Here is a 23,595-nt window from a genome sequence, read left to right as displayed (position 1 = left end):
CGCTGTGACGGTCGTGTTGTCGACAGTTGCGACCGTCGAGAGTGGGGCGTCGATTATCACCCAACTGCTCGGTATCGCGGCGATGGCGGTGGTTCCAGCAGCGCTTGCTTCGCTGGCGTACCGGGCCGCTGCCGAGGACCGGATTCCACCGTGGCTCGCTATCGCTGCCGGCGTCGCGGTCGTTGCGCTCTATCTCGGGATGACGCCGGCTCTGGCGGTGTTGTTCGACGAGACTGTCCCGTCGAAACTATCGACGACACTGTTCAATGTCGGTGCGCTGGTGCTCGCAGTCGGCGGCGCGGCGGTCGGCCGCGAGGTTGGCGACCGGTTCGGTGCCGAGGTACTCGTCTGGCACCCCACGCAGAACCCCGGCCAGGGAGTCAGCCAACTCGCACAGGCTGTCGGCCAGGTCACGACCGTGTCGCTGCCGGCGACCATCGAGGACGCGCCAGGATACGACCCTGTTCCCCGGCGCACAAAGACGGAGTTGGCTGGCTCGGAGTTTGTCTTCCCTCGTGGACTGACCGTCGAGGAACTCGAAGACCGCCTCACAGAGCAGTTACGCTCGGATTACGGAATTGGCGTTGCCGACATTCGATTCGACGAGTACGGCGACCTCGAATCGCTGGCAGTTGGCACACGAGCGGCTGGTATTGGGGCAACGCTGCCGCCGGCGACCAACGCTGTGGCAGTCCGAGCCGACCCCGGCTTCTCGGCCAGCACTGGCGATGTTGTGCAGGTCTGGGAGCCTGACTCGATGCAGCGGGTCTGTACCGGCGAACTGCGCGGCGTCGCCGACGATGTCGTGACGATTGCCATCGACGCAGCAGATACGCCGAAAGTCGACCCGACGCGGCGGTACCGACTTGTCACCCTGCCGGTCGATGACCGCCCAGACCGGGAGTTCGCTTCGCTGTTGCGCGCTGCCGAGGAGACGTTCTCTACCGCGACAATCGAGGCTGGCAGTCCGCTCCACGGCCAGCCTGTCGGGGCCCTCGATCTGACGCTCATCGCCATCCGGCCCGAGCCTGGCGACCCGGTTCCGTTCCCGGATAGCGAGTACCGCCTCGCGCCGGGTGACCTGCTCTTCGTCATCGCCACGCCGGGCAACCTGCGCCGTCTCGAATCTGGGGCGACTGCGCTCGACCCGGCAATTGCGAGTGCGCCGGCGTTGTCGGCCGACGAGTCCGACCCGGCCGAAGGGATCCAAACTGCCGACCCGACGGCGACTGCTCGCGAGGAACCAACTGGCGCGGATGGCCTTCCGGCCGGCGAGAGTGACGACGAACCCGCCGCTGAGCCGACGGCTGACGACGAACCTGCCGCTGAGCCGACGACCGCTGAGGACTCCGCCACGAACGCGGGCTCGGAGTCATTCCAGGAAATCAAGACGAACGTGGAGGAGAGCGACCCAGCCGAGCAAGCAGACACGGCGGAGGCAGCCACGGACGGAGACAGCGCGTCGTTCGACGAACTCAAATCCGAGTTCGAGTCCGGCGACACCGGCTGGGAGGACGACGCTGGTGAGTCAGCAGCTGAACCAACTTCGTCTGAGACAGACGACTCAGCAGACGCGGATTTTCCGGAGTCTGACGAAATCGAAATTGCGTTCGCTGACGAGGAAGACACCGAGTCTGAAGCGCCAGACGGTGACTCAGACGACACGGGCGACGACCTCGTCAGCCTCGACGAGGCGGAGATCAGTTTCGACGACGACGCTGACGACGACGCTAACGAGGAGAGAGACGACGCTGAGGACGAACTCGACGGAATCGATATCGATGACGACCTGCAAGGCGACGCTGAGGACGCTGTTTCAGACGATATCGGTGATCTGGAATTCGAGGACAACACAGAGGATGTCTCCGACCTGGACCTCTCCGACGACGAGGGGCCATTCGCTGTCGATGAGGGCGACGACGACCAGGTGGACGCAGACGATGACGACGAAGCGGACGAAGAGGAGGACGACGAGGCAGACGACGATTCAAGCAGTGGCGGCGGCAGTTCGTTCGCGCAGTTGAAAGAAGAGTTCGAGTCCGGCGACGCCGACTGGGAGGACGACGTGTCGGACAGTCCGGGCGGAGACATGCGACTCGACGAGTAATCCTCTTTGCTCTCGACGGACGTATAGGTGGTATGCGCTGGAAACTATTCGCGACACTCTCCGAGACGGTCGGTGACAACGTCGTCGAGGTGCCGGTAGACGCCGAGGAGCCAACGCTGCGTGACGCTTTCGACGCGCTGCTCGCCGCGTATCCCGGCCTGGAATCCCAGGTGCTCGACGACGACGACACGTTACAGGACCATCTCAGAATTCTCTCTGACGGCGAAGACCCGTTTCACTCGGCGACAGGCTGGGACACTGACGTCTCGGACGTAGGCGAACTCGCGATGTTTCCGCCGGTGACCGGCGGATAGAACTAGTAGACTGCGTCGACGATTTCTTGCGGGAGATTCTCGAACTGTTCGAGGTACTCCCGGCGTTCGGTCCGGAGGCGTTCGAGTTCGGCCTCGAAGTCGTCGTAGTGCGTCGGCGGATAGAACGGCTCGACATCGATTCCAGGCACTGAGTCGGGCACCTCGAAGCCGAAGGTATCGTCGGTTCGCCAGGTGATGTCGCCGCGGGCAGCACCGACGAGAATCTTCACCGACTCCCGAACACCGATATCGGCCTTGCCCGGGCCGACGTGGCCGGTGTTGATGATGAAACACTCGACGTTGTTGTCGGCGATGAGTTCACGGAACCGGTCACCCTCTTCGCCGGGTGGGCCGACGATGAAGGGGTTCGTCCCGACAACGCGGATGGATTCACCCGCCGCGTCTGGGTCGCCGGCGCTGGTCTGGATAGACTCGCCGAGCATGAACGCCACGGCAGCCTGTCGGTCGTCGAGGCGTGCCACCGGCGGCATGGCCGGATTCCGCGTGATGAAGAAAATCTGGTCGACGCCCTCGGCCATGTCGATATCTTCCGAGGCCGAAGAGAGGTCCTCACGGCGGATGACAGCCCGTCCGTTCGCGGTCAATTCTGTGTTATCGAAGTTGACAGTGCCGTCTTCGTCGACCCAGACGTTCTCGAAGACGGCTTCTTCGTCAGTTGCCGCCTCGTAGAGTGCGGGCTGTTCGTCTTCGTCGAGTCCGTCTGTCTTGATGTACAGGCCGTTGCCCTCACTGCCGGTCACCTGTCCGTCCGGCAGCAGCGCACAGACATCGTCCTGTAGCATCTCCGTCCCCTCGGGTTCGTCCAGCCAACAGCCGTGGCCGGTCAGCGTCGACTTTCCTGTGGCGCTGAGTCCGAGAAATGCCTGCCCGACCGTCTTCAGCTCGCCGTCCGATTCGATGGTGACGCGTTTGCTCCCTGCGTGGATACCGAGTCCCCCCTGCTCTTTGACTCGGCGCATGAACAGTCGCAGGAACGATTTCTTGGCCTCACCGGTGTAGTCGCTACCCAGCACGAAGGTCAACCCTTCGTCCGGCAGGACGCAGATTCGGCGTTCGTTGTCCACCTGTTCGTCCCATTCGGGAAGCTGCAAGGTCTGGAAATCAGGCTCGCCCGACGCTGGTTCGAGGAGTTTCGCCCATGCCAGCGCAATGCGGCTGTACTCTTTGGGCACGAACAGCCGGCAGGTGTACGATGTCTCCTCGTGGCGGCCGACCTGCCGGTCGAGACAGACCAGTTCGCGCTCGGCGGCGCCAGCAAGTCCGTCGGAAATCGCTTCCCAGTCGGCGTCATCGAACTCGTCGTCGATGAGGTTTTTCGTCTGGTCCGCGCTCCGGGATTTTTGCTCACTCACGTACCGAGGACTTCCGTACTCGGTGGTCCGCTCGTCGTGACTCGCGTACTCCCGCAACTGCTCGAATGTCGGATTGTACACGACGTTATCGGCGACCTCGGGATCCGGGAACTCCTCCTGGAGACGGGATCGTTCCACCCTTTGACTCATGTGGTGTATACGTCGTCTGTCCAGACTATAAAGTATTGGAAATTCTGGCAACCTGCGAAGCTGTAACAAGTGAGATACACTCACCCACGACGACGAATCCGCAGCTGTACAGACGCAGAAATCGACTGAGTCCACTCTACAATCCTCAAAACGTCTGTTTCGTGTCGGGGCAAAAATTGTTCAAAGAACTGTACTTCTGTCACCTGTACTCGGCTACGGTGGGTTTCTCCTTGCTATCTGATACGTGCGTGATACGAGCCGGCGCTGTCACTTCTGTTCCCCGCGCGGCACAACTTCTATGTGAGTCTCCGGCGTTGATTAGCGATGTATGCCAGTCACTGACGACGACGAGCTTCGTTCCATCCTCGATTACAAGCGTGTAGCCGTTGTCGGGTGTTCGAGCACGCCCGGCAAGGACGCACACGACATTCCGAGCTATCTGGATAGCCAGGGGTACGACATCGTCCCGGTCAACCCCTACGCCGACGAAGTCCTGGGCAAACAGGCCTACGACTCACTCGAAGCGGTTCCGGGGGAGATAGACATTGTCGAGGTGTTCCGACCGAGCGAGGAGGTCAGCGGTATCGTCGACAGTGCACTCACTCGCGAGGATGTCGAGGTTATCTGGCTCCAACTCGGCATCCACGACGACGAGGCCGTCGAGCGCGCCGAGGCGGGCGGCAAGCGCGTTGTCCAGGACCGCTGTATGAAACCCGAACACCAGCGTCTCGTTTCTTAGAACTCTTCGACGTACGGCCGGAGGTCCAGTTCGAGCGTCCACGACGTTTTGTCCTGCTCGACGAGATGCCAGTACGACTCGGCGATTTCGTCCGGGTCCAACAACGAATCCTCGTCTCTGTCGGGCTGTTGGCCCCGTAGCGTCGGCGTCGATATCTGGCCGTCGATGACGACGTGTGCGACGTGGACGCCGTCGGGACCGAGTTCGCGGGCCATCGATTCGGCCATCCCGCGGACCGCGAACTTCGCCGCACTGAACCCGAGCGCACCGTCACGACCACGCACCGCAGAGGTTGCGCCCGTGAAGATAATCGTCCCGCCATCGTCCATGTCGGCGACGGCCTGCTGTGAGCAGAGCAACGCTCCCCGTGCCGAGACTCGCCAGGCCTGCTCGAACTGGTCGGGCGAGATATCACGAACACCTTTCCAGGCCGCGCCGCTGGCGTGATTGACGAGGATATCGACTGGCCCGAACGCCTCACGAACCGTCTCGAACGCCTCTTCGACACGCTCCTTGTCGGTGATATCTGTCGGAACGCCGATTGCCTGTTCGCCGAGTTCTGCCGAGAGTTCGTCGAGATAGCCCGTCGAACGGGCGAACAGTCCCACCTGACAGCCCTCGTCGATGAACTTCCGTGCCAGTGACTCCCCCAGTCCGGGGCCGACGCCAGCGATGACTGCTGTCTGTGACATGTCCCTTGCTGGGCGCGCCGCGGGTATAACTCTCGGGGCAGATTTGCACACTTACAACGCTCCTGCGAGCACCCACGCCAGCCCGACGACCAGTGCACACAGCGCAAATGTCACGCCAGCGTACCCAACCGCCTGTTTCTGCTTGCCTTGCTCCCAGAGTCGAACTGTCTCGACCGAAAACGAGGAGTAGGTCGTGAACGAGCCACAGATACCGGTCCCGACCAGCAGCGCCACCTCGGTTGACGCCGCAACCGCAGTCACGAGGCCCAGCGCGAAACTTCCGAGCACGTTGACAGTGAGCGTGTCGACCGGGGCCGACTCCGCGGCTATTGCCTCCCCAACGAGATACCGAAGGATAGCGCCGATTGCACCGCCGAATCCGACGAGCTGTGCTGCTGGTATCTCCATCACTGCTCACCTCCAGCGCGAACGAGCGCTCGCCCGCCGAGCACGCCGAGAAAGCCGAGCGCGTAACTCCCGAACACGTACCCAACACCGAGTGCGGGTGTGGCTGTGAGCGCGTCCACGACGAACGTCGAGTAGGTGGTGAACGACGAGAGCACCCCTGTCGCGAGCACGCGCCTGCTCGTGGCTGTGAGCCGACCTGTGAACTCTGCTTCGTAGACGATGAGGCCAAGTGCGAAACTCCCGAGGACGTTGACTATCGCTGTCGCCACGAGCGTCGTCGGAACGAGCACGTCGACCAGATACCGGAGATTTGCGCCGACGAAGCCGCCGATGCCGACACCCAACACCGCTTCGAGTCGGGCAAGCCGTGTGCCCGCCATCAGTCAAGCAGCGGTTCGGGCGAGCGGTAGACAATTTCCATCGGCAGTCCGTGCTCGTCGGTCGGCGGGTCCGCCGGAAGTGTGCGCAGCGGCGCATTCGCCGGCCGGGCGGTGTAGGCCAGCACAACGGCGTCGATCACGTCGTTGACGGCAACATCCGCGCCGTCGGTCGACTCCGCAACTGCCTGTACGACCGGTGCTGCGTCTGGGTCGTGGCTAGCGAGGACGCGCATCCGTTCGGCGTAGCCCCCGGCCCGCCGTTTCGAGTGCGCGAGCGGTTCGCCAGCGAGTGCACGAAAACAGACCTCTGGATTCGACTCGCGGAAGGCAGTCCGGGCCTCCGGGACATTCCGCAGGAGGTCGTCGACGGCGGCAATCTCGTCGCTGATTGCAAACGCTCGCTTCGAGAGTTCGGTGCCGCTCTTGCGCTCGTTGACACGCTTGGCGGCCGGATACCGCCGCTTGCGTGTCGCTTCTCTGACCGGCGGCGTGAGCACAGCACCGCTGCGCGGCCCGAGCACTGACCGGGCGAGGTCGTCACACGGTCGTTCTTCGCGGCCGCTTGCGACCAGTCCAATCGGGATGTTGATGAGAATCCGCGGGTCCTGTTCCTCGTAGCGCTGCCAGAGTTCGCCGACTTCACCGAACAGTTCGGTGCGGTCGTACCCCGACTCGTCGAACGCGACTGCGAGCCAGCCATCGCTGCTGTAGTCTACGCCGACGAAGGTCGCTGCCATACCTCAATTTTCGCAGCCCAGGATAAAAACGGTGGGTAATATTGATTTGCCAGGCGAGCAACGGTTCAGGTATGAGTGACGAGAAGACTCTCTTCGAACAGATTATCGCCGGCGAAATACCGAGTTTCACCGTCTACGAGGACGAGCACACCTACGCCTTCCTCGATGTCAACCCGCTGGCACCGGGGCACACACTCCTCATCCCGAAACACCCCTACGAGCGACTCAACGACATGTCCGCCGAGGAGGCTGGCGAGGTGTTTGGCGTGCTCGCTGACCTCGTTCCTGCCGTCGAGGCTGCCGTCGGCGCAGACGCGAGCACCGTTGCGGTCAACAACGGCGAAGAGGCCGGTCAGGAAGTTCCGCACGTTCACTGGCATATCATCCCGCGATTTGAAGACGACAACGTCGGCCCGATTCATCGGTTGTTCGACGGCGCTGACCTCGACGACGACGAGATGAGCGATATTGCGGCAGAAATTGCGTCTGGTCTCTCTGACTGACTGTCGCTGTCAGAGATACGTAGGTTTATATACACGAACGAGCCAGCAACAGGTATGTCGACCCGAATCGCGACGCTCGTCGGCGCGACGGGCGGCGCAGGAACGACCAGACTCACAGTCGAATCCGCGGCGTTGCTGGCCGCCACCGGCCGGTCGGTCGCGGTGTTCGACGCCGCGGTCCAGACCCAGGGACTCGCCGCCTACACCGACGGCCGTATCGACAGCGACCTGACCGCGCTACTCACAGGCGAGGCCGACCTTGCTGAGACGCTGTACGAGATGGGCCTCGACCTCCCAGGCACTGTTTCGCTCTGTCCGGCTCACGCACCGTTCGAGCGACTTGCACGGGCGAAAACCGCGGGCGCGGCCAACCGGTTCGAGCAACAACTGGCCGCGGCAGCCATCTCTCACGACGCCGTGCTGGTGGATACGCCGCCGATTGGTGGCAACCAGGCGATCGCTGCTGTCGAGGCCGCTGACCGCGTTGGAATCGTTGCCCCCGACAGCTACCGCGGCAACGACGGACTCGCGCTGGCTCAGGAACGACTGGCTGATATTGGTCACTCTGCAACGGTTGTGATTGCGAACCACGCCGATGAAGGGCCAGTTGCGGCTGATGTGGCCGTTCCGGAGAGTTCGGTGACGACACCCCGTGAGGCGCCCGCGTGTGTCCCGACTGACGAGCAGTTCACGCCGGCAGTTGGTGCTGCTGTCGAGCAGTTGCTTGGCTTCGATATCGATATCGAACCACAGAAATCAGGTCGGCTCTCGGGACTGCTCGGTTAGTTCTCTTCTTTGAGGTCTTCGAGTTCGGATTCGATCTCCGCCTCGGAGACATCCGTACTCTCGGCGTCCGTCTCGGCCGTCTCGCTGGCCTCACCCTCGGTGTCTGTCCCTGCCTCAGCGTCTGCCTCACCCATCTCGGATTTGAGCGTCTCCAGTTCCCGGTCGACAGCGCCGTCGGTTGCGAGCTGGTCAAGCTCGCGGTCCAGCTCGCTTTTGTCCGAGATGTTGTTCTCGAGTGCGCCGCTCTCTCGGAGTTCGTCTAGTGCCGCCGCACGCGCTTCCATATCTTCGGTCTGTTCTTTCGCACGCTCGATGGTGCGAGAGACGTCGTCCATCTCTTCGCCCGCGCCGGTCATTGCTTCGTTGACCTTCGCGCTGGCCTCGGCGGCCTCGTAGCGCGCTTTCATCGTCTCCTTCTTTGTTCGGAACTCCTCGATCTGTCGTTTGAGTTCGTCTTTCTGCGAGATGAGATTGTCCTGTTTGGTTTCGAGGTCGGCAATCTGGCGCTCCAGGTCGTCGATCTGGCGCATCTTCTGTTTTTTCTTCTCGAGGGCTTTTCGCGCTAGGTCGTCGCGGTCCTGTTCGACGGCTTCGCGGGCCTGTTCGTTGTGTCGTTCGACGTTTTCTTCGAGGCGACGTTTCTGAATCTCTAACCGTTTTTTCTGTGTCGTCAGGTCAGCAATACCCTGCTTGACGCTCTGTAGTTGGTCCTGTAGCTGCTCGTAGGAGTAATCGAGTTGCTGACCGGGGTCTTCAGCCCGGTTGAGCAACGAGTTGACCTTTGACCTGATTATTTGTGACGTTCGCGAGAGGATTCCCATACGAGCACAAGGGTCCGCCCAACCTTAAAATTCTTACATCTGTTTACGACTCAGCATGGACGACCCCAACCGTCTCCCGGGCAACCGCGACGTTCGGACAACACTCGACGGTCCGGAGACGGACCGAGTTGTCGTCGCTTGTCCGCCACATCCACAGTTCGGTGGTGACCGCCACGACAGCCGTCTGCGCGCCGTCAGCGACGCGCTGGCTGAGCGTGACATCGCCTGTCTACGTATCGACTACGGCGCCTGGGACGACGGCCGTGGCGAACAAACCGACGCTCTCGCCGCGGTCGAGTGGGCGAGCGAGCGCTGTGAGACGGTTGGGCTGTTTGGCTACAGCTTCGGCGGTGCTGTCGCGCTGGCGGCCGCGACAGCGACCGACGAACTCGCTGCTGTCTCGGCGCTCGCACCTGCTGCGAGCAGTGTCGAGGGCTTCGATTTGACGACTCTCGACAGCATCAGCTGCCCGGCACAGGTCGTCTATGGCGAACGGGACGACACCGCAGAGTGGCAGTCGGTCGTCCAGCAAGCCGAAACCCTCGGATGGCGTGTCGAGTCGATGGCCGCCGACCACTTCTTCGTCGGCCAGCAGAACCGCGTCGTTGAGTTGGTCGCTGACTTTCTCGCAGCCAATCTCGAACAGTAGTTGCCGTCTCTGTTCCGTGGGTAATGCGGGAGCGGTTAGCCGTACTCCCACCGCGAGCGCGTCACTGTACGCTCGCGGCTCTTTTCGCCACCGAAAGACTGGTTACGCTCGTCTTTCGAGCCCTGTTTCGCGTCGCTCAACAGGACCACGTTTTTGCCGGACGTACGCCGAGCAACGCGAGGCGTTTCGACTGAACGCGAACGTCGCGAGGTCGACGTTCGCGTTCAGCTTTTTTTGGTCCAGATTTTTTCGACGAGCGGTTCGCGGAGCGAACCCGAGTCGAAAAAAGGTGGTCCGAAAGGAATTTGACCGTCCCCGGCACACGGTCAGTATGCCGGAACCAGACACAGGATATGACCCGACGCTGGGTCGGAAATTCATTTTCGTAACAGGCGGGGTGATGTCCGGGCTTGGCAAGGGAATCACCGCCGCGAGTACAGGCCGACTGCTCGCAAACGCCGGGTTCGACGTGACCGCGGTCAAAATCGACCCGTATCTCAACGTCGACGCCGGAACGATGAACCCCTTCGAGCACGGGGAAGTGTACGTCCTCAAAGACGGTGGCGAGGTTGACTTGGACCTGGGCAACTACGAGCGATTCCTCGATATCGATATGACCTTCGACCACAACGTCACCACCGGGAAGGTCTACCAGGACGTCATCGAGAAAGAACGCGCCGGTGACTATCTGGGCAAGACCGTCCAGATTATCCCCCACATTACTGACGGCATCAAGCGGCGAGTCCGCGAAGCGGCCGCTGGCAGCGACGTCTGTATCATCGAAGTCGGCGGCACCGTCGGCGACATCGAGGGGATGCCTTATCTCGAAGCCCTGCGCCAGTTCGCTCACGAGGAAGACGAGGAAGATATTCTCTTTACCCACGTCACCCTCGTTCCGTACTCGAAAAACGGCGAGCAGAAGACCAAGCCAACTCAGCACAGCGTCAAGGAACTCCGAAGTATTGGCCTGCAGCCAGACATTCTGGTCGGCCGTTGTGAGGACAAACTCCACCCAGATGTCAAGGAGAAAATCGCACTGTTCTGTGACGTGCCGACCGACGCCGTCTTCTCGAATCCCGACGTCGAGGACATTTACCACGTCCCGCTGATGGTCGAAGACGAGGGCCTCGACGAGTACGTGATGGAGCATCTCGAACTCGACGAGCAAGCCTTGCCGGAAGGCGAGCGCGACACCAAGTGGCGTGACCTCGTCACCCGCGACAAGGAAGGCACCGTAAAAATTGCCCTCGTCGGCAAATACGGGCTGGAGGACGCGTACATCTCCGTTCACGAGGCGCTGAAACACGCTGGTCTAAAAAAGCAGGTCAACGTCGAGCGCAAGTGGCTTCACGCCGAGGACCTCGCCGACGGCCACGACGGCAAACTCGACGACGTGGACGGAATTGTCGTTCCCGGTGGCTTCGGCTCCCGTGGCACAGAGGGCAAAATCGAGGCGATTCGGTACGCACGTGAGAACGACGTTCCGTTCCTCGGTCTCTGTCTTGGCTTCCAGATGGCCGTCGTCGAGTACGCTCGGAACGTCCTCGGACTGGAGGGTGCTCACTCCGCCGAACTCGAAAAAGAGACGCCACATCCTGTTATCGACCTCCTCCCAGAGCAGAAAGACCTCGACGATATGGGCGGAACAATGCGACTCGGCTCCTACGATACCGAGATCAAACCCGGAACGCTCGCCCACGACCTCTACGAGGAGACCACGTGTACGGAACGACACCGCCACCGGTACGAGGTCAATCTCGACTATATCGACGACCTCGAAGACGCAGGACTTGTCTTCTCGGGGACCGCAGGACCACGTATGGAAATTCTCGAACTTCCCGACCACCCGTACTTCTTCGGGACGCAGTTCCACCCCGAGTTCCGCTCGCGCCCGACTCGTGCCAGTCCGCCCTTCGTTGGGTTTCTCGACGCAGTCACCTCACTGCAGGAGGGTGAGACCTGATGGTCGACGTTGATTCCTTCATCGAAGAGAAACTTGACGAAATCGCCACCGAAGTCGGCGACAAAAACGCAATCATTGCACTCTCCGGCGGCGTCGACTCCTCGACCGCTGCCGCACTCGCTTACGAGGCTATTGGCGACCAACTCACGCCAGTCTACGTCGACACTGGCCTGATGCGCAAAGGCGAAACAGAGGAGATCAGGGACACGTTCTCCTACATGGATTCGCTGCGCATTGTCGACGCTCAGGACCGATTCCTCGACGCACTCGGCGGCGTCACCGACCCCGAGGAGAAGCGCCACGTCATCGGCGAGCAATTCATCCGCGAGTTCGAGACGGTTGCCAACGACGTTGACGCGGACTATCTCGTGCAGGGAACGATCTACCCCGACAGAATCGAGAGCGAGGGAACCATCAAATCCCACCACAACGTCGGCGGCCTCCCCGAACATATCGACTTCGAGGGGATTGTCGAACCGATGCGCGACCTCTACAAGGACGAGGTCCGCGAGGTTGCTCGTGAACTCGATTTGGAGGAAATCATCTCCGAGCGGATGCCGTTCCCCGGCCCCGGACTTGCCGTCCGAATCATCGGCGAGATTACCGAGGAGAAACTGGAAGTCGCTCGGGAATCGAACCACGTCGTCGAAGAAGAACTCGAAGAGTACGACCCATGGCAGGCGCTGGCGGCAGTCATCGGCAAAGCGACTGGTGTCAAAGGTGACAACCGAGTGCACGGCTGGGTCGTCTCGGTTCGCTCTGTGGAATCTCGCGACGGGATGACTGCTCGTGCGCAGGAAATCGACTGGGAGACACTCCAGCGCATTCAGTCACGAATCACCGGCGAGAACGAAACCGTGGCCCGCGTCGTCTACGACGTGACGCACAAACCACCCGCGACAATCGAGTACGAATAAGATGAGTGTAATCGTCGCAGGCGAGGACCCAAACGATATCGCTACCGCCATCGAGGCGGAGGGCTTCCCAGTCGCTCGTGTCGATATCGCGAACCGCCCAGCGCTCGAAGAGGCGGGCATCGTCGACGCAACGGCGTACGTGCTCACCGAAATGGAACAGGCCACCTCGATTTCGGTCGCCAAGGACCTCAATCCCGAATTGCGGGTCGTTGTCTACGCTGCGGGCTCGCTCCCAGACTTTGCGCTGGCACAGGCCGACCTCATCCTCGACCCCGACCTGTTCGACCCCGAAGACGTCGCTGCAGAGCTGTAATCACTCCCGGACGACGCTCACGGCGACACCTTCTCCTGCAGGCAGCAACGCGGTGTCGAGACGGTCGTGGTCGCGGACATAGTCGAGATATTCTGCGATACCACGACTTGCCTCTGTTGCCGTCTCGACAGACTCGCCAGCCAGCAGTGCAATTACGTCGTCGCGGTCGATCACGCCAGCAGTGATAGCGTTGTCTGCAAGAACCAGACTTCCCGGCCGAAGCTTCGACTCGACAGCCTGCAGGGCCTCTCTGTACCGCTGTTTTTCGTTGTCGACCAGCACGATATCGAAGGGGCCGTCGTAGCGCTCGACAATCTTGATTGCGTCGCCGTGCTCGAAGCTCGCACGGTCGGCAATTCCTGCCCGCTCGAAATACTCCCGCGCCTGTTCGAGTTCATCCTCGTCAATCTCTGTGAGGACAACGTGGCTGTCCTCGGCCATCCCGCGGGCGAACCAGTACGCAGAGTAGCCAAAACCAGAGCCAAACTCGAAGATTCGGTCGGCGTCGGCTGTCCGGGCAAGTACCGACAGCCACGCGCCAACTTCAGGTCCAACCGTTGGAAACCCCTGCTCGTCGGCGTGGTGATCCATCGTCTCGATGACTTCGTCCGGTTCTGGCCCCAGCAATCCTGCCAGCTGTTCGACTTCGCTGGGGACGACATCGGCCGTCATTCTGGTGACCACTCACAGGTTGTGCCGGTCGCCAGCCCTGCCTCCTCGATGTGTGCCGACAGACAGCCGTGGTTGCAGTAGTACGTTGGCGACCCGCAATCGTCAGTGCAATCGCGCACACAGATTGGGTCGTGGTCGAAAATCGCACAGCCACAGTACGCACACTCCTGGTCGTTTTCGGGCGTCTCGATTGTCGTGGACATACTTGCCGTTCGACCGCGAGCGTCGAGAGCGTTTCGCTGGCTACCCAATCTGAGAACGCAGCCGCTCGATTCGGTTTTCAGTCGCGAACGACGGCATAACAGTTCCCACTCGAAACGAACGACTCCTCGATAACCAACCCGCTCGCGCGGAGGTCAGCCTCGAACTCGTCGGGAGCGTAGATGTGATAAAATCGCCCGAGGGTCTCGCCGCCCGGCAGTGTCCAGTCGACTGTGGTGTCGAAGCCGTCCGATTCCGTCCCGTCGTAGTTCTCGAAGCGGTCGTGAGCCGTACTCCACGCACTGACGAGCGCTCGGCCCCCATCGCGGAGTATCCGCTTCAGTTCTCGGAGGCTCTGGACGCGGCCCTCGCGCTCGGGCAGGTGATGCAGTGTTGCGACGTACAGCGCAAGGTCAACCTGATTCGAGGCCATCGGCAGTCTCGCGCTGTCGCCCTGCACGAGTTCGCCCTCCCAGCCGTCCTCAACCATCCGTTCTCGGGCTGTTTCCAGTAACCCACGGCTGATATCGAGGCCAACGGCGTGGTTGGCACACTCCGCCAGCAGCGCCGTGTGCCGACCGTTCCCACAGCCAATGTCGAGCGCCCACTCTCCCGCAGAACCGTTCAAAAACTCCTCGACTTCCGGCCACGGGTAGGCCCGTGTCTTGTCGAAATGCTCGGCAATCTCGTCGTAGACCGCCCGGAGCCGTTCGGGGTCCGGGTCTGGGGAGTCCATCAGTCGTAGCGCTCGGGGTAGGCCTCAGCGAGCAGTTCGGGCTGGTCGGTCAGGCGCTCGCGAACCGGGTCGATGACCTCGGAGATGGTCCGTGCCGCCGACCCTTTCAGGTCTGCCGGATGGAGGTCCTCGGAAACGAAATCGTCCTCCAGTTCCGCGTAGCTCTCGTAGACGAGGTTACCGCCGTACTCGTCAGGTCGTTCGACGACGAAGTCCTCGCCGCGCTCGTCGAGAATCGGGAAGACCAGATACTCCATGTATTCGAGCACGCCGTTGTCCTCGACTTCGCCCATCGGGCAGTACGCGTCGTTGATTTTCTCTTCGACTGCCTCGGGCGAGTCGGTCAGGCTGACCTTCGAGGATTCTTGGGAGGCACTCATCTTCCCACCAGAGAGTCCCGACAGCAGCGGCGCGAACAGACAGACCGGCGCGTCGTGGCCGTGGTCTGGCAGGAGTTCGCGGCCGAGCATGTAGATGCCGCGCTGGTCGATGCCGCCGTAGGCAATATCAGCGTCCAGGGCTTTCACGTCAAGACTCTGCATCAGCGAGTAGATCAGCCCGCCAAGATTCGGGCTCTCGCTCTCTCGGACCACTTCACTGCCGGCCCGTTGCGCCCGTGAGACGGTCGTTTCGGCAGCCATCCGGTACATGTCCATCGTGTACTCCTCGTCCAACTGGAACTCCCGGCCGCGGACGAATGTAATCTGTTCGGGGTCGGCGCCGGTCGCTTCGATCATCCCACGGATTGCTTCCTCGTAGTACTCGCTCCGGGCGTCGAGCAGGTCCCACGGGCTCTTTTCGCTGTCGAGGTGGGCGTGCAGGTCTGCGATCAGTACTGTGACCTCGATATCGGCTCGCAGGAAGTCGGCCAGTTTCCGCATCGTCGTGAAATGACCGATATGCATCTCGCCGGTTGGCGCGTACCCGATGTACGCCGTCGGGGAGTCCTCGAGCAGTGTCTCCAGTTCCTCGTCGGTGACGACCTCCTGTGTGTAGCGGGTCACGAGGTCGTACCGGCGTTGTGCGTCCATACCTCTCCATCCGCCCGCGCTGGAATAAAAGGTGTGTTTGCCGCCGTTGGGCCCACAGACAGGACAACTATTTTATTCCCCACCGCATACTGTGGAGTAGTCAATGGGGGAGACCTTCTATACAATCCTGGAAGTGAGCCCTGACGCCGACGATGGGACGGTTCGCCGTGCCTATCGTCGGGCGGTCAAGGAGTGTCATCCGGATGTGAGCGACGACCCGGCGGCCGGCGAGCGCTTCAAGCGGTTGACGACCGCACGTGATGTGTTACTCGACGCTGACGAACGCAAAACCTACGACCGACTGGGCCACGCGAACTACGTGGACCAGCACGTCGACACCTCGGTCTGGGCGGCTGTGGAAGACGCGCGCACCACGAACACGTCCACACAGACCACTGGGCCAGCGTGGTCGACGTCGACGACACACACCGACGCTGGCACAACCAGCACGACCAACTCGTCCGGCCAACAGCGTGACGCTCAGCAGAGTACGGAGTCCCAGACAACGACCTCCCGCCGCCAGCGACGCTGGAATGGGCGCCAACACTCCCGCGCAGACGGCGGCTACGACAGACCCTGGCAGCGCGCACCTGACGCCTACCAGCGCACCCAGACGACTCGACGGACCGCCTCGCAGACGTCAGTACTGGAGGCGGTCCGCTCGATTGGGCCGTGGCTTTTCATTCACTTTGTGCTGCTCACGAGCGCGCTCGCAACCAGTGGCTCCCTGCTTAGCCGCGTCGACGCCAACCCCATGGGAACGGTTGCGACAGGGCTGTTCTCGGTGTTGATCGTCGCTGTTGTCCTCCTACTCTCCTTTCTCCACATCCTCACTGAGGTCTCCTGACCGCCGGTTGAGGAGATAGCCAGCGCCGCCAAGCGCGGCGAGTCCGGCCGGGAGCCCGAATCCGGGACCGGAGCCGTCGCTGCTCTCGCTGTCTCCATCGTCGCTCGATGTGCTCTCGGTTGGCTCGGACGTGCCACTGTCTCCGTCGTCGCTCGACTGGCTATCATCTGAGTTGTCTTGACTTGGGTCTGTCTCGTCGTCGTCGCTCCCGTCGCCCCCGTCTGTCCCTGTCCCCGAACTCGCGCCAAGGGCAACGAGGCCAGTTTCTCGGCTGGCGACGTACAACCGGTCGCCGGCGACAACCGGGTCGCTCACCGCGGCGCGCTTGCTCCCTTGCTCGAAGAGACTGTACTGCCACTGTTCAGTACCGTTGGACGTATCAAGGGCATAGACGGTACCGCTGTCCGTCGTGACGTACACGGTATCGCTGGTCACCGCGAGCGCAGTGTTCACAGGGCCATCGACATCGGCGGTCCACGCGGCAGCTTCTCGGCCGATAGTGCGCTGCTCGCGCAGTCGCTGCTCCAGTTCTTGGATTTCCTCTCTGAGCTGCTCGGCTTCTGGGTTATCTTCGATTGATTGAACCCCCCCCGAATCGTCAAGTAACGCAGCCAGTTCAGTTCGCTTGTCGCGCAACTCGGTGCGAATCTGTGTAATCTCGGCCTCTGGCTGGTCCACAGGGACTGCGTAGACTGTTCCGGCGTTTGCCGCCCGACTTTCGGGAATATCTGTAATTTCGGTCCCACTCGCAAAGTACACCGTTCCATCGGTTACTGCTGGGGACGCAGTTACCATGCTCTCATCGTCGAAGTGCCAGTTAATCACTCCAGTCTCTGTATTAATGCTGGTAACCCCTGCACTTGGAACGAACACCTGTCCGTTCGCAACTGTGGGTGTCTTCTGTTCGCTCCAGGCACCTCGGGCATCCTGTGTCAGATACTGGCTGCCCATCTCCTGCTGGAACACACTTCCACTCTTCCGGTCCTGTTGGTCCCACTTCGAGCTAAGGCCGACAATCCCGGCAGTCGTCCCGCTCCATACCGATTGTGTCCCGACGGCGGGTGTTGTGGTTGCACCCTGTGACAGTGACCACTGTCTCTGTTGTTCAGTACTGCTCACTGCGCTGAGTGTCGTCCGTCCGGTGACATACAGCTGTTCTCCTCGCGCCACTAGCGGCGCTGACCGCGTCAGAGAACTGTTTTTAGTCTCGTGGCGCCACAGCTCGTTTCCAGTCGCAGTCGAAATAGCAACCACCGCTCCTGTTGCAGTTCCAACGTACACCTCATTGCCGATGAAATCTGTTGCGACAGTTGCTGGCGGCCCGTAGAGAGGGCTCTCGGCTTCGTATTCCCAGCTGACAGCTCCGGTCTCGATATTAACTGCGACCACCAGACTCCCTGTCGTAAAAATCGCGTTGTTGCCGGTCACGATTGGCGACGAAAGTGGCTGGTCGGCTGCGATTGGATGTGACCACAACGCCGTTGGCTGACTGTCCCCAGATGGGCCGGACGCATCGGGGTTCGCCCCCGTGTTCCCGCTGTCGCGCCCGTACTGTGGCCACTCCGCTGGTGAGGGTTCGCTATCCTGTGCCTGCGCGTGGCCAGTTCCGGCGACGGCCACTAGCCCGGCAGCGATTCCCGACCTGAGCACGGTGCGGCGAGAGATGTTCTGTCGCATGGCTTAGTCCATATTGATCTCGTCGATGTCAATTCCAACAGGGCTCGCGTCTGGCCCGGTTCCGGGCGCGACGATATCACCCTCGGGTGCTTCTTCGACAGTCACCTGCGCTGTGTCGGTCACGCCCTCGACGCGGGCGACAATTTCCTGTGGGTCGGAGTTACCCTGTCCGACAAGCGTCGACCACGTGATCGTGTACGTTCCATCACTTGTGATACTTTCGACGTCAGCCGGTCGAAGCACGCTCCCGTACGGCGTTTCCAGCGAGAGTGTACTCTTTGCGTTGAGACCGTCTACCTCGACAGTCACGTCGAGTTTTTCGCCGGCTTCGACGGGGCCACTCGTGCTCAGGATATCGACAGTCAGCACGTCACCGCTTGCTGGTTCGATCGTGACCGGCGTTGTCTCGTTATCGTCTTCGGTCTGCACCTCGACGTCGAACGTCGTCGGGGAGTTGACGACACCGCTGGCCGTGCCAAATTTGAACGTGACCGTCTGCGATGACGATGGTCCAACGGTAATTTTCTCAGTCTTGGTTAGCCCGTTGAACTCTGCCTCGACGAACTGCGTGTCAGCGTCAGTGCCGGTGTTCTCGATTGTGGTTTCAACTTCGACATCGTCGCCAGCGGTGACCGGGTCGGTGAGCGTCGTCGCGCTGGTCACCTCAAACGTCGAGTTCGGACCCGTGACGGGCTTGACTTCGACCTCCTGGCCGACTTCATCGTCACGGCTCACCACGTAGATGTCGTCGGTGTTGCCGTCGCCGATTTCGGTGTTCCAGGTCAGGTTGAACGTCTCCGTCCCGCCCGGACTCAGTTCGCTGGTTTCGGTCAGGTCGACCGTTCGGTTGTTGAAATCAAGCAGTTCGACGAACCGTTTGCCGGCGTCGCTGCCGACGTTTTCGGCCTGAATTTGGACCTCCAGCGCGTCTCCTGCGGTAATCGGGTCGTTTACTGCCATTACGTCCACGGTAAACTCGTCATTCGTTCCCGGTGCGTCGTCGATGTCGAACGTTTCCGTGGCGCCGTTATCCTCGCTTTGGACAGTGATGGTCTTGCCGGTGCCCGCGTCGCTGGAGCGAGTCTGCCAGCGGAAGACCGCTGTCGTCCTGTCGTTGGGGCCATCCTCGCCTGAGAGGCTGACCGTTTTGACGTCAACTGGATTCCCGTCGTCGTCACGCATAAGCACGGTCTGCGTGTCCCCACCATCTCCGAGATTTTCGATAGCAACTTCCACTTCGATTTCGTCGGTCGCCTGTGGGTCCGCCGGCGTCACATTCTGGATATAGACCGTGAAGTCTGACGGTGGTCCGGTGGTGACCGTCACGTCCGGCGTCGCTTCGCTGTCCGGCGTTCGGACGAGTAGTTCGCCACTCTTTGGTGGCGTGTCGCTGCCCTGCAGGTCAGCGGTCCAATTGAGCACCGGAGCGCCGGAGTCGCTCGCGTCGATTGTCTCGCCGGCGGATAGTGAGACGGTCGTACTGTCGACGATGTTGCCGTAGATATCCGTCAGCGTGATAATCTGCTCGCCCGCCTCGCCAGTGTTCTCGACGCCGACTGGAACGCTCAGCGTGTTGCCCTCCTCGACAGTGTAGCTGTCATCTGTCGACACCTGCACGCTCGGGAGGTCGGGTTCGCTCAGTTCATCACCGATGTCCGCAAAGATGTCCTCTAACGAGTCTTCGTTACCGTCAAACAGTTCGCCTTCGCCGGTACCTGCGTCTGCGAGAGCGTCAAGTTCACCACCTTCGCTGGTATCTGCATTTCCAAACCCGACAACGTACACGGTGACGTCGTCGTCAATCTCGTCTGCTCGCTCGTCTGGTGGCGGGTTGAGGCTGGTAGCTGTGTGCTGACCATCGGTGAGGAGAACGATATTTTTCTTGTTCCCCTCATCATTGCTGTTCAGTTGTTGTTGGGACTCGAATACTGCACCGGTAATATCAGTCCCACCGCCAGGGTTGATTCGGAGCGACTCCTCGACAGTGCTGAGGCTGTCGGTAATCGGCTGATATACGTTCTTGTTCGTATTGAATTCCAACAGTCCAGCTCTGTCGCCAATTCCATCTTCGAGGCTGGACAGTGCCGCAAGTACGGCATCATACCGGCTTCCATCCCCGTCGAAACACAGTGACTCACAGCTGTCAGTAGTCAACTCGACGACGTACGCCTCTCCATCGTAGTCCGACGGATCAACCGTTTGTCCGGAGACGTAGAAGTCGCCATCCGGTCGTCTATATTCGTCGTCCTCATACGCCCCATCACGCACAACTCCATTGAGTTCGCCGTCCTCTTCGGGGAGCACATACCACATATCCGCGTTTTCGGGCACTGTTCGCTCGTTCGTCAGAATCTTTCCAGCCCAGACATCGTCGTAGTCATCGTAGCCGCTCGAAAATGTCTCTCCAGGATTGAGGATCTCACCGTCGTCGAATCGGCTGTCCACGTTTTCAACCACGTACCAGAACTCCGTACCGTACTGGATTACTTCGGAGCCGAAGTCGTACGCACCTGGCACTTCACCGGTTCCTGTGAGTGCTGCTCTTGTCGGGGGAAGGAGCCAAGAATCACCGCCGTAATTCGGCTTGACCGTCCCCATCGATCCAGATTCGTCGATTGCGAACATCACGTCGACCGGATCCCGTGTCGTCGTCCGTTCGTCGATAAATATCTCATCACTCGCGGTGTTTCCATCAATCTCGATGGTAATATTTTCGGCGTTGGTGGGGTTCGCCTCGGTCGTCGTGTTGTCGCCAATTACTGTCTCCCAGGTGAGGTCAACCGTTGTGCTCCCGCCGCTTGGGACGCTGACCTCCGTCGTCGCGATTGGGCGGTCCTCCGGAACGTACTCGACGACCACGTTTTCGGTCCCGAGCACGCCGCCACTGTTCTCGATGTCGACGGAAATCTCCAAGTTCTCACCTTCGACGGTCGGATCTGCAGGAGGTGATCCGTCCGACGCCGTCGAACTGTTTGTGGTGAACGACGCGATACTGTAACTCGGTCCAGCCTCATCTTCGGGACGGACTTCAACGCTGGCACTGTCTGTATCGCTAACGCTGTTTGCCGTAATCGTCCCAGGATCCTCCTGCCCGTCGCCGGCCTCGGTATCCCAGGTCAGTGTCTTCTGGACTGATTCGCCGCTCGTGAGCGTCACTGATTTTGCGTCAACCGGTTTGCCGTCGAAGTTCGCGAGCCAGACGCTCTCGGTCCGGGTGCCACCGCCGTTGTACTCGATATCGACCGGGACGTCGAGCGCGTCGCCTGCGATCACGTTGTTGAGGCCGCTCTCGTCGATCGAGACGTTGAAGCTGTTCGCCCCAGGCGGCGGTGTCACTTGGACGCCTGTCGTCGTGTTCGAATCGTCGTCAGTCTCGATTGTGAGGTCGTAGACGCCGGCGTCGCCGAGTTCCGTCTCCCAGGTCAACGGCGGTCCAGTCGTACCGAGTGTGGTCGTCTGACCGCTGTTCAGCGACAGGTCGTTGACTGTCGCGCGAATGACGTTGCTCTGGTCGCGGAGTCGAATCGTTCGCGTGCCGTCGTCGCCGCCAATATTTTCGATTTTGACCTCCGCATCGAGGTCGTTTCCTTCCTCGACGCTCGTATCAATGTCGACGTCTTGGATCTGGAAGTTCGCGAAGGTGGTACTCGCTGGCTGGACGTTGACCTGTTGGGACGTTTCATCAGTCAGCGTCGTGATGTTGATAGTCGTCGGTCCGGGCGTTCCGTCTCCCACCTCGGTGTCCCACTCGATTTCTTTCTTCTCTGTATCGCCAGGGCTGATGGTGTACTCTTCGGTGGCCTGCGGTCCCGCGGCGTTCGAGACAATCACGTCCTGCGTGTCGACGCTGCTGCCGTTGTTGTAGACCCGAACATCGAGTTCGAGCGTATCGCCCTCTACGACAGGACCGTTGAGTACGCTAACGGACTGAATCTCGAAGTCTTCGGCGTTGGGTGTCTTCACCACTTCCCACTGCCCCCCACCGAACCGCGAGTCGTCGGGTGTTCCGGCGCCCACGGTGAATTTTTCACCGACAAACGTTGGCGTGTATGTGAACGAGAACTCACGAGTGGCGCCACGCGCAAGCGAGTCGCTTCCCTTTAATCGGGTTCCGTTGCCGACCCAGGCGTTTCGTGTTGTCGGGTCAATCAACACGCCGACCGGTTCACCGTCGTCTGCCGCTGCAGTGCCGCTGTTTGTAACCTCCACGTCGACCTGCAGTTGCTCCGCCCCGAAATCGAGCTGTCGGTCGCCCGGGCCGGTGACGTCTAGGTCGGTGATTTCGAGCAGCGGACGGAACTCACCGACGCTGTCGTCCGGATTGTCGACGCTGACAGGGTCGACCAAACAACCTTCGTCGCTTTTGTCGACGTGGTCTCGGAGCGCGCTGTCTTTGACGACACAGGTCCATGCCTCGTCGGAAATCTCGAATGCATCTCCGCTCACGCTGGTCACCGCGTCGGGCGCAGTCGGGGCGAGATTGCTCGCGGTCGGGTCTTCGATGTTCACCCACTGTCCCACGGATGGGTCCCACTCCCACCAGTTTGGTCCGCCGCCGGCGTCGTACCGCAACCCGACGGTGTAGTCGTTGCTGTTGGGTGGGTCTATAACCTCGAAGCCATCGCCGTCTTGGTCAATCTCCCCGATTGCGTCGTCGTATAACTCGGGCGCAAGGTCGGCGATGCCAGTGTAAATCACGTCAGTGCCGTAGGGGTCTGACCGCGACGGGAGGTCGATTCCGTCGCCGAACTCACCGAAGCCAATTCGCACTTGATCGTCGTCAAGTTCGGCCAAGTCGTCGCTATTCCAGACCGTTATCGACCGGCCATCGACGCTCTGTCTGATAAGTTTCCCCCAGGCGTCTGCGAACCGACTCGTCACGGTCATATTTATGTCCGCTGGTGCCACTACCTCGCCGTCGCGCTGCATCGCCTGGTTGACGAGCGTTTGGATTTGTGTAGCTGCTGTGTCGTCTCCCCGGGTCGCCTCTATCTCGCTGCTGTCAATTGCACTGACCGAAGAGATATTTACGAAATCAAGCACGAGGTGGCCGTCAGTGACCGAGACATCTGGTTCTCGTAGTACTGTTACCGACCCATCCTGCACCTCTAAGACCCCCCCGCCCTGGTAGACGGTCAACACGCCATCCTGTCCTTCGTGTGTGATTGTCCCGAGGGTAATCTTTTCGGAGTTGAACTGTGTGGCCGCGTCGACTAACCCCCCGTCTACCCTACGGCTGGCCGTCCAGTAGGTGTCGTTTGTCCGTGCGGTCACGTTGATCGTCCCCTTGTCACCGTCGGCCTCAAAATCCTCTGCAGTCCCCTGCGGAACCTCCCACGTTACCGAGTTTCCGACCTCGTCATCGTTCAAACTGCTCAACCGGTCGTCGAGTTCGAGCACCGAATCCTGTGCTAGACGGTCGTTTGCGCTGGTTGTCGTATCATTTAACACAAAGAACCCCACACCAACGAGCGCGACAGCCGTCACGAATACGAGCGCGAAAATCAGAACTGTCCCGTATATCTCAGAGATGCCACGATTGTCTGTCTGTCCCGTAACTAACCCCATTGTTACAGGAT

The 23,595-nt window shown here is 60.8% G+C and carries 22 protein-coding genes; 10 read left to right on the top strand and 12 right to left on the bottom strand.

Translation table 11 applies throughout. The annotated features are described in order from the left end of the window. The first annotated feature begins 4 nt into the window (after positions 1 to 4). Both ACMGFM_RS08760 and ACMGFM_RS08755 read left to right on the top strand, forming a co-directional pair. The gene (locus tag ACMGFM_RS08760) at positions 5 to 2,107 is read left to right on the top strand and encodes a TrkA C-terminal domain-containing protein (RefSeq protein ID WP_436902113.1); all 2,103 of its coding nucleotides are present in this window, start codon (positions 5 to 7) and stop codon (positions 2,105 to 2,107) included. A gap of 32 nt (positions 2,108 to 2,139) precedes the next feature. Beyond that, positions 2,140 to 2,421 carry a ubiquitin-like small modifier protein 1 gene (locus ACMGFM_RS08755; protein WP_436902112.1) on the top strand — a complete coding sequence of 94 codons (282 nt, stop codon included), beginning with the start codon at positions 2,140 to 2,142 and terminating at the stop codon, positions 2,419 to 2,421. Positions 2,422 to 2,423: 2 nt separating this feature from the next. On the opposite strand, the gene ACMGFM_RS08750 is transcribed toward ACMGFM_RS08755, so the two are convergent. Then, entirely contained in the window at positions 2,424 to 3,944 is a 1,521-nt protein-coding gene (locus ACMGFM_RS08750) for a phosphoenolpyruvate carboxykinase (ATP) (RefSeq protein ID WP_436902111.1), read from the bottom strand. A 328-nt stretch (positions 3,945 to 4,272) separates the two neighbouring features. On the opposite strand from ACMGFM_RS08750, the gene ACMGFM_RS08745 reads away from it, so the two are divergent. Beyond that, a complete protein-coding gene (locus ACMGFM_RS08745) occupies positions 4,273 to 4,683 on the top strand; it encodes a CoA-binding protein (protein ID WP_436902110.1) in 411 nt (136 codons plus the stop codon). Here ACMGFM_RS08745 and ACMGFM_RS08740 read toward each other — a convergent pair. The 4 genes from ACMGFM_RS08740 to ACMGFM_RS08725 are packed head-to-tail and all read right to left on the bottom strand — an operon-like array spanning position 4,680 to position 6,900. Continuing rightward, a complete protein-coding gene (locus ACMGFM_RS08740; RefSeq protein WP_436902109.1) occupies positions 4,680 to 5,375 on the bottom strand; it encodes an SDR family NAD(P)-dependent oxidoreductase in 696 nt (231 codons plus the stop codon). The genes ACMGFM_RS08745 and ACMGFM_RS08740 overlap by 4 nt on opposite strands. A gap of 51 nt (positions 5,376 to 5,426) precedes the next feature. Next, the gene (gene crcB / locus ACMGFM_RS08735) at positions 5,427 to 5,783 is read right to left on the bottom strand and encodes a fluoride efflux transporter CrcB (RefSeq protein WP_436902108.1); all 357 of its coding nucleotides are present in this window, start codon (positions 5,781 to 5,783) and stop codon (positions 5,427 to 5,429) included. Next, the gene (locus tag ACMGFM_RS08730; RefSeq protein ID WP_436902107.1) at positions 5,783 to 6,163 is read right to left on the bottom strand and encodes a fluoride efflux transporter FluC; all 381 of its coding nucleotides are present in this window, start codon (positions 6,161 to 6,163) and stop codon (positions 5,783 to 5,785) included. The genes crcB and ACMGFM_RS08730 overlap by 1 nt, the downstream gene beginning before the upstream one ends. Continuing rightward, on the bottom strand, positions 6,163 to 6,900 hold the full coding sequence (locus tag ACMGFM_RS08725; protein WP_436902105.1) for a DUF429 domain-containing protein: 738 nt from the start codon (positions 6,898 to 6,900) through the stop codon (positions 6,163 to 6,165). The genes ACMGFM_RS08730 and ACMGFM_RS08725 overlap by 1 nt, the downstream gene beginning before the upstream one ends. A gap of 71 nt (positions 6,901 to 6,971) precedes the next feature. Here ACMGFM_RS08725 and ACMGFM_RS08720 point away from each other — a divergent pair, with 71 nt between their 5' ends. Together ACMGFM_RS08720 and ACMGFM_RS08715 are read left to right on the top strand one after the other, a co-directional pair. Then, positions 6,972 to 7,403: an HIT family protein gene (locus tag ACMGFM_RS08720; protein ID WP_436902103.1), complete on the top strand. Its 432-nt coding sequence runs from the start codon at positions 6,972 to 6,974 to the stop codon at positions 7,401 to 7,403. Positions 7,404 to 7,457: 54 nt separating this feature from the next. Beyond that, complete coding sequence (locus ACMGFM_RS08715; RefSeq protein ID WP_436902101.1) at positions 7,458 to 8,189, top strand: ParA family protein; 732 nt, start codon at positions 7,458 to 7,460, stop codon at positions 8,187 to 8,189. Here the strand turns inward: ACMGFM_RS08715 and ACMGFM_RS08710 are convergent. Beyond that, on the bottom strand, positions 8,186 to 9,010 hold the full coding sequence (locus ACMGFM_RS08710) for a PspA/IM30 family protein (protein ID WP_436902099.1): 825 nt from the start codon (positions 9,008 to 9,010) through the stop codon (positions 8,186 to 8,188). The genes ACMGFM_RS08715 and ACMGFM_RS08710 overlap by 4 nt on opposite strands. 55 nt (positions 9,011 to 9,065) lie before the next feature. Between ACMGFM_RS08710 and ACMGFM_RS08705 the strand changes: the two genes are divergently transcribed. The 4 genes from ACMGFM_RS08705 to ACMGFM_RS08690 all read left to right on the top strand — a co-directional run bounded on the left by ACMGFM_RS08705 (position 9,066) and on the right by ACMGFM_RS08690 (position 12,852). Next, entirely contained in the window at positions 9,066 to 9,659 is a 594-nt protein-coding gene (locus tag ACMGFM_RS08705; RefSeq protein ID WP_436902098.1) for a dienelactone hydrolase family protein, read from the top strand. Positions 9,660 to 9,990: 331 nt separating this feature from the next. Beyond that, positions 9,991 to 11,622 carry a glutamine hydrolyzing CTP synthase gene (gene pyrG, locus ACMGFM_RS08700; RefSeq protein WP_436902097.1) on the top strand — a complete coding sequence of 544 codons (1,632 nt, stop codon included), beginning with the start codon at positions 9,991 to 9,993 and terminating at the stop codon, positions 11,620 to 11,622. After that, complete coding sequence (gene guaA / locus ACMGFM_RS08695; protein WP_436902096.1) at positions 11,622 to 12,539, top strand: glutamine-hydrolyzing GMP synthase; 918 nt, start codon at positions 11,622 to 11,624, stop codon at positions 12,537 to 12,539. The genes pyrG and guaA overlap by 1 nt, the downstream gene beginning before the upstream one ends. A gap of 1 nt (position 12,540) precedes the next feature. After that, positions 12,541 to 12,852 (top strand): DUF7126 family protein, encoded by a 312-nt coding sequence (locus ACMGFM_RS08690; RefSeq protein WP_436902095.1) that lies wholly within the window; start codon positions 12,541 to 12,543, stop codon positions 12,850 to 12,852. On the opposite strand, the gene ACMGFM_RS08685 is transcribed toward ACMGFM_RS08690, so the two are convergent. The 4 genes from ACMGFM_RS08685 to ACMGFM_RS08670 form a co-directional block, all read right to left on the bottom strand. Continuing rightward, the gene (locus tag ACMGFM_RS08685) at positions 12,853 to 13,524 is read right to left on the bottom strand and encodes an O-methyltransferase (RefSeq protein ID WP_436902094.1); all 672 of its coding nucleotides are present in this window, start codon (positions 13,522 to 13,524) and stop codon (positions 12,853 to 12,855) included. It abuts the gene before it with no gap. Then, on the bottom strand, positions 13,521 to 13,727 hold the full coding sequence (locus ACMGFM_RS08680) for a hypothetical protein (RefSeq protein ID WP_436902093.1): 207 nt from the start codon (positions 13,725 to 13,727) through the stop codon (positions 13,521 to 13,523). The genes ACMGFM_RS08685 and ACMGFM_RS08680 overlap by 4 nt, the downstream gene beginning before the upstream one ends. Before the next feature lie 77 nt (positions 13,728 to 13,804). Then, the gene (locus tag ACMGFM_RS08675; protein WP_436902092.1) at positions 13,805 to 14,461 is read right to left on the bottom strand and encodes a class I SAM-dependent methyltransferase; all 657 of its coding nucleotides are present in this window, start codon (positions 14,459 to 14,461) and stop codon (positions 13,805 to 13,807) included. Continuing rightward, positions 14,461 to 15,492, bottom strand: a complete 1,032-nt coding sequence (locus tag ACMGFM_RS08670; protein ID WP_436902091.1) for a tyrosine--tRNA ligase — start codon at positions 15,490 to 15,492, stop codon at positions 14,461 to 14,463. Before ACMGFM_RS08670 ends, ACMGFM_RS08675 begins: the two co-directional genes overlap by 1 nt. A gap of 103 nt (positions 15,493 to 15,595) precedes the next feature. Between ACMGFM_RS08670 and ACMGFM_RS08665 the strand changes: the two genes are divergently transcribed. Beyond that, the gene (locus ACMGFM_RS08665) at positions 15,596 to 16,339 is read left to right on the top strand and encodes a J domain-containing protein (protein WP_436902089.1); all 744 of its coding nucleotides are present in this window, start codon (positions 15,596 to 15,598) and stop codon (positions 16,337 to 16,339) included. Here the strand turns inward: ACMGFM_RS08665 and ACMGFM_RS08660 are convergent. Together ACMGFM_RS08660 and ACMGFM_RS08655 are read right to left on the bottom strand one after the other, a co-directional pair. Next, complete coding sequence (locus tag ACMGFM_RS08660) at positions 16,301 to 18,016, bottom strand: outer membrane protein assembly factor BamB family protein (RefSeq protein ID WP_436902088.1); 1,716 nt, start codon at positions 18,014 to 18,016, stop codon at positions 16,301 to 16,303. The two genes, ACMGFM_RS08665 and ACMGFM_RS08660, sit on opposite strands and share 39 nt — an antisense overlap. Before the next feature lie 3 nt (positions 18,017 to 18,019). Further along, complete coding sequence (locus ACMGFM_RS08655) at positions 18,020 to 23,584, bottom strand: DUF7289 family protein (RefSeq protein ID WP_436902086.1); 5,565 nt, start codon at positions 23,582 to 23,584, stop codon at positions 18,020 to 18,022. Positions 23,585 to 23,595: the final 11 nt, after the last annotated feature.

Origin of the sequence: Halovenus halobia (assembly GCF_051414135.1) — an archaeon.
GTDB classification, from domain to species: Archaea; Halobacteriota; Halobacteria; order Halobacteriales; family Haloarculaceae; genus Halovenus; species Halovenus halobia.
The sequence above is the reverse complement of the archived record's forward strand: the minus strand, read 5'-3'. Positions and strand labels throughout refer to the sequence as shown.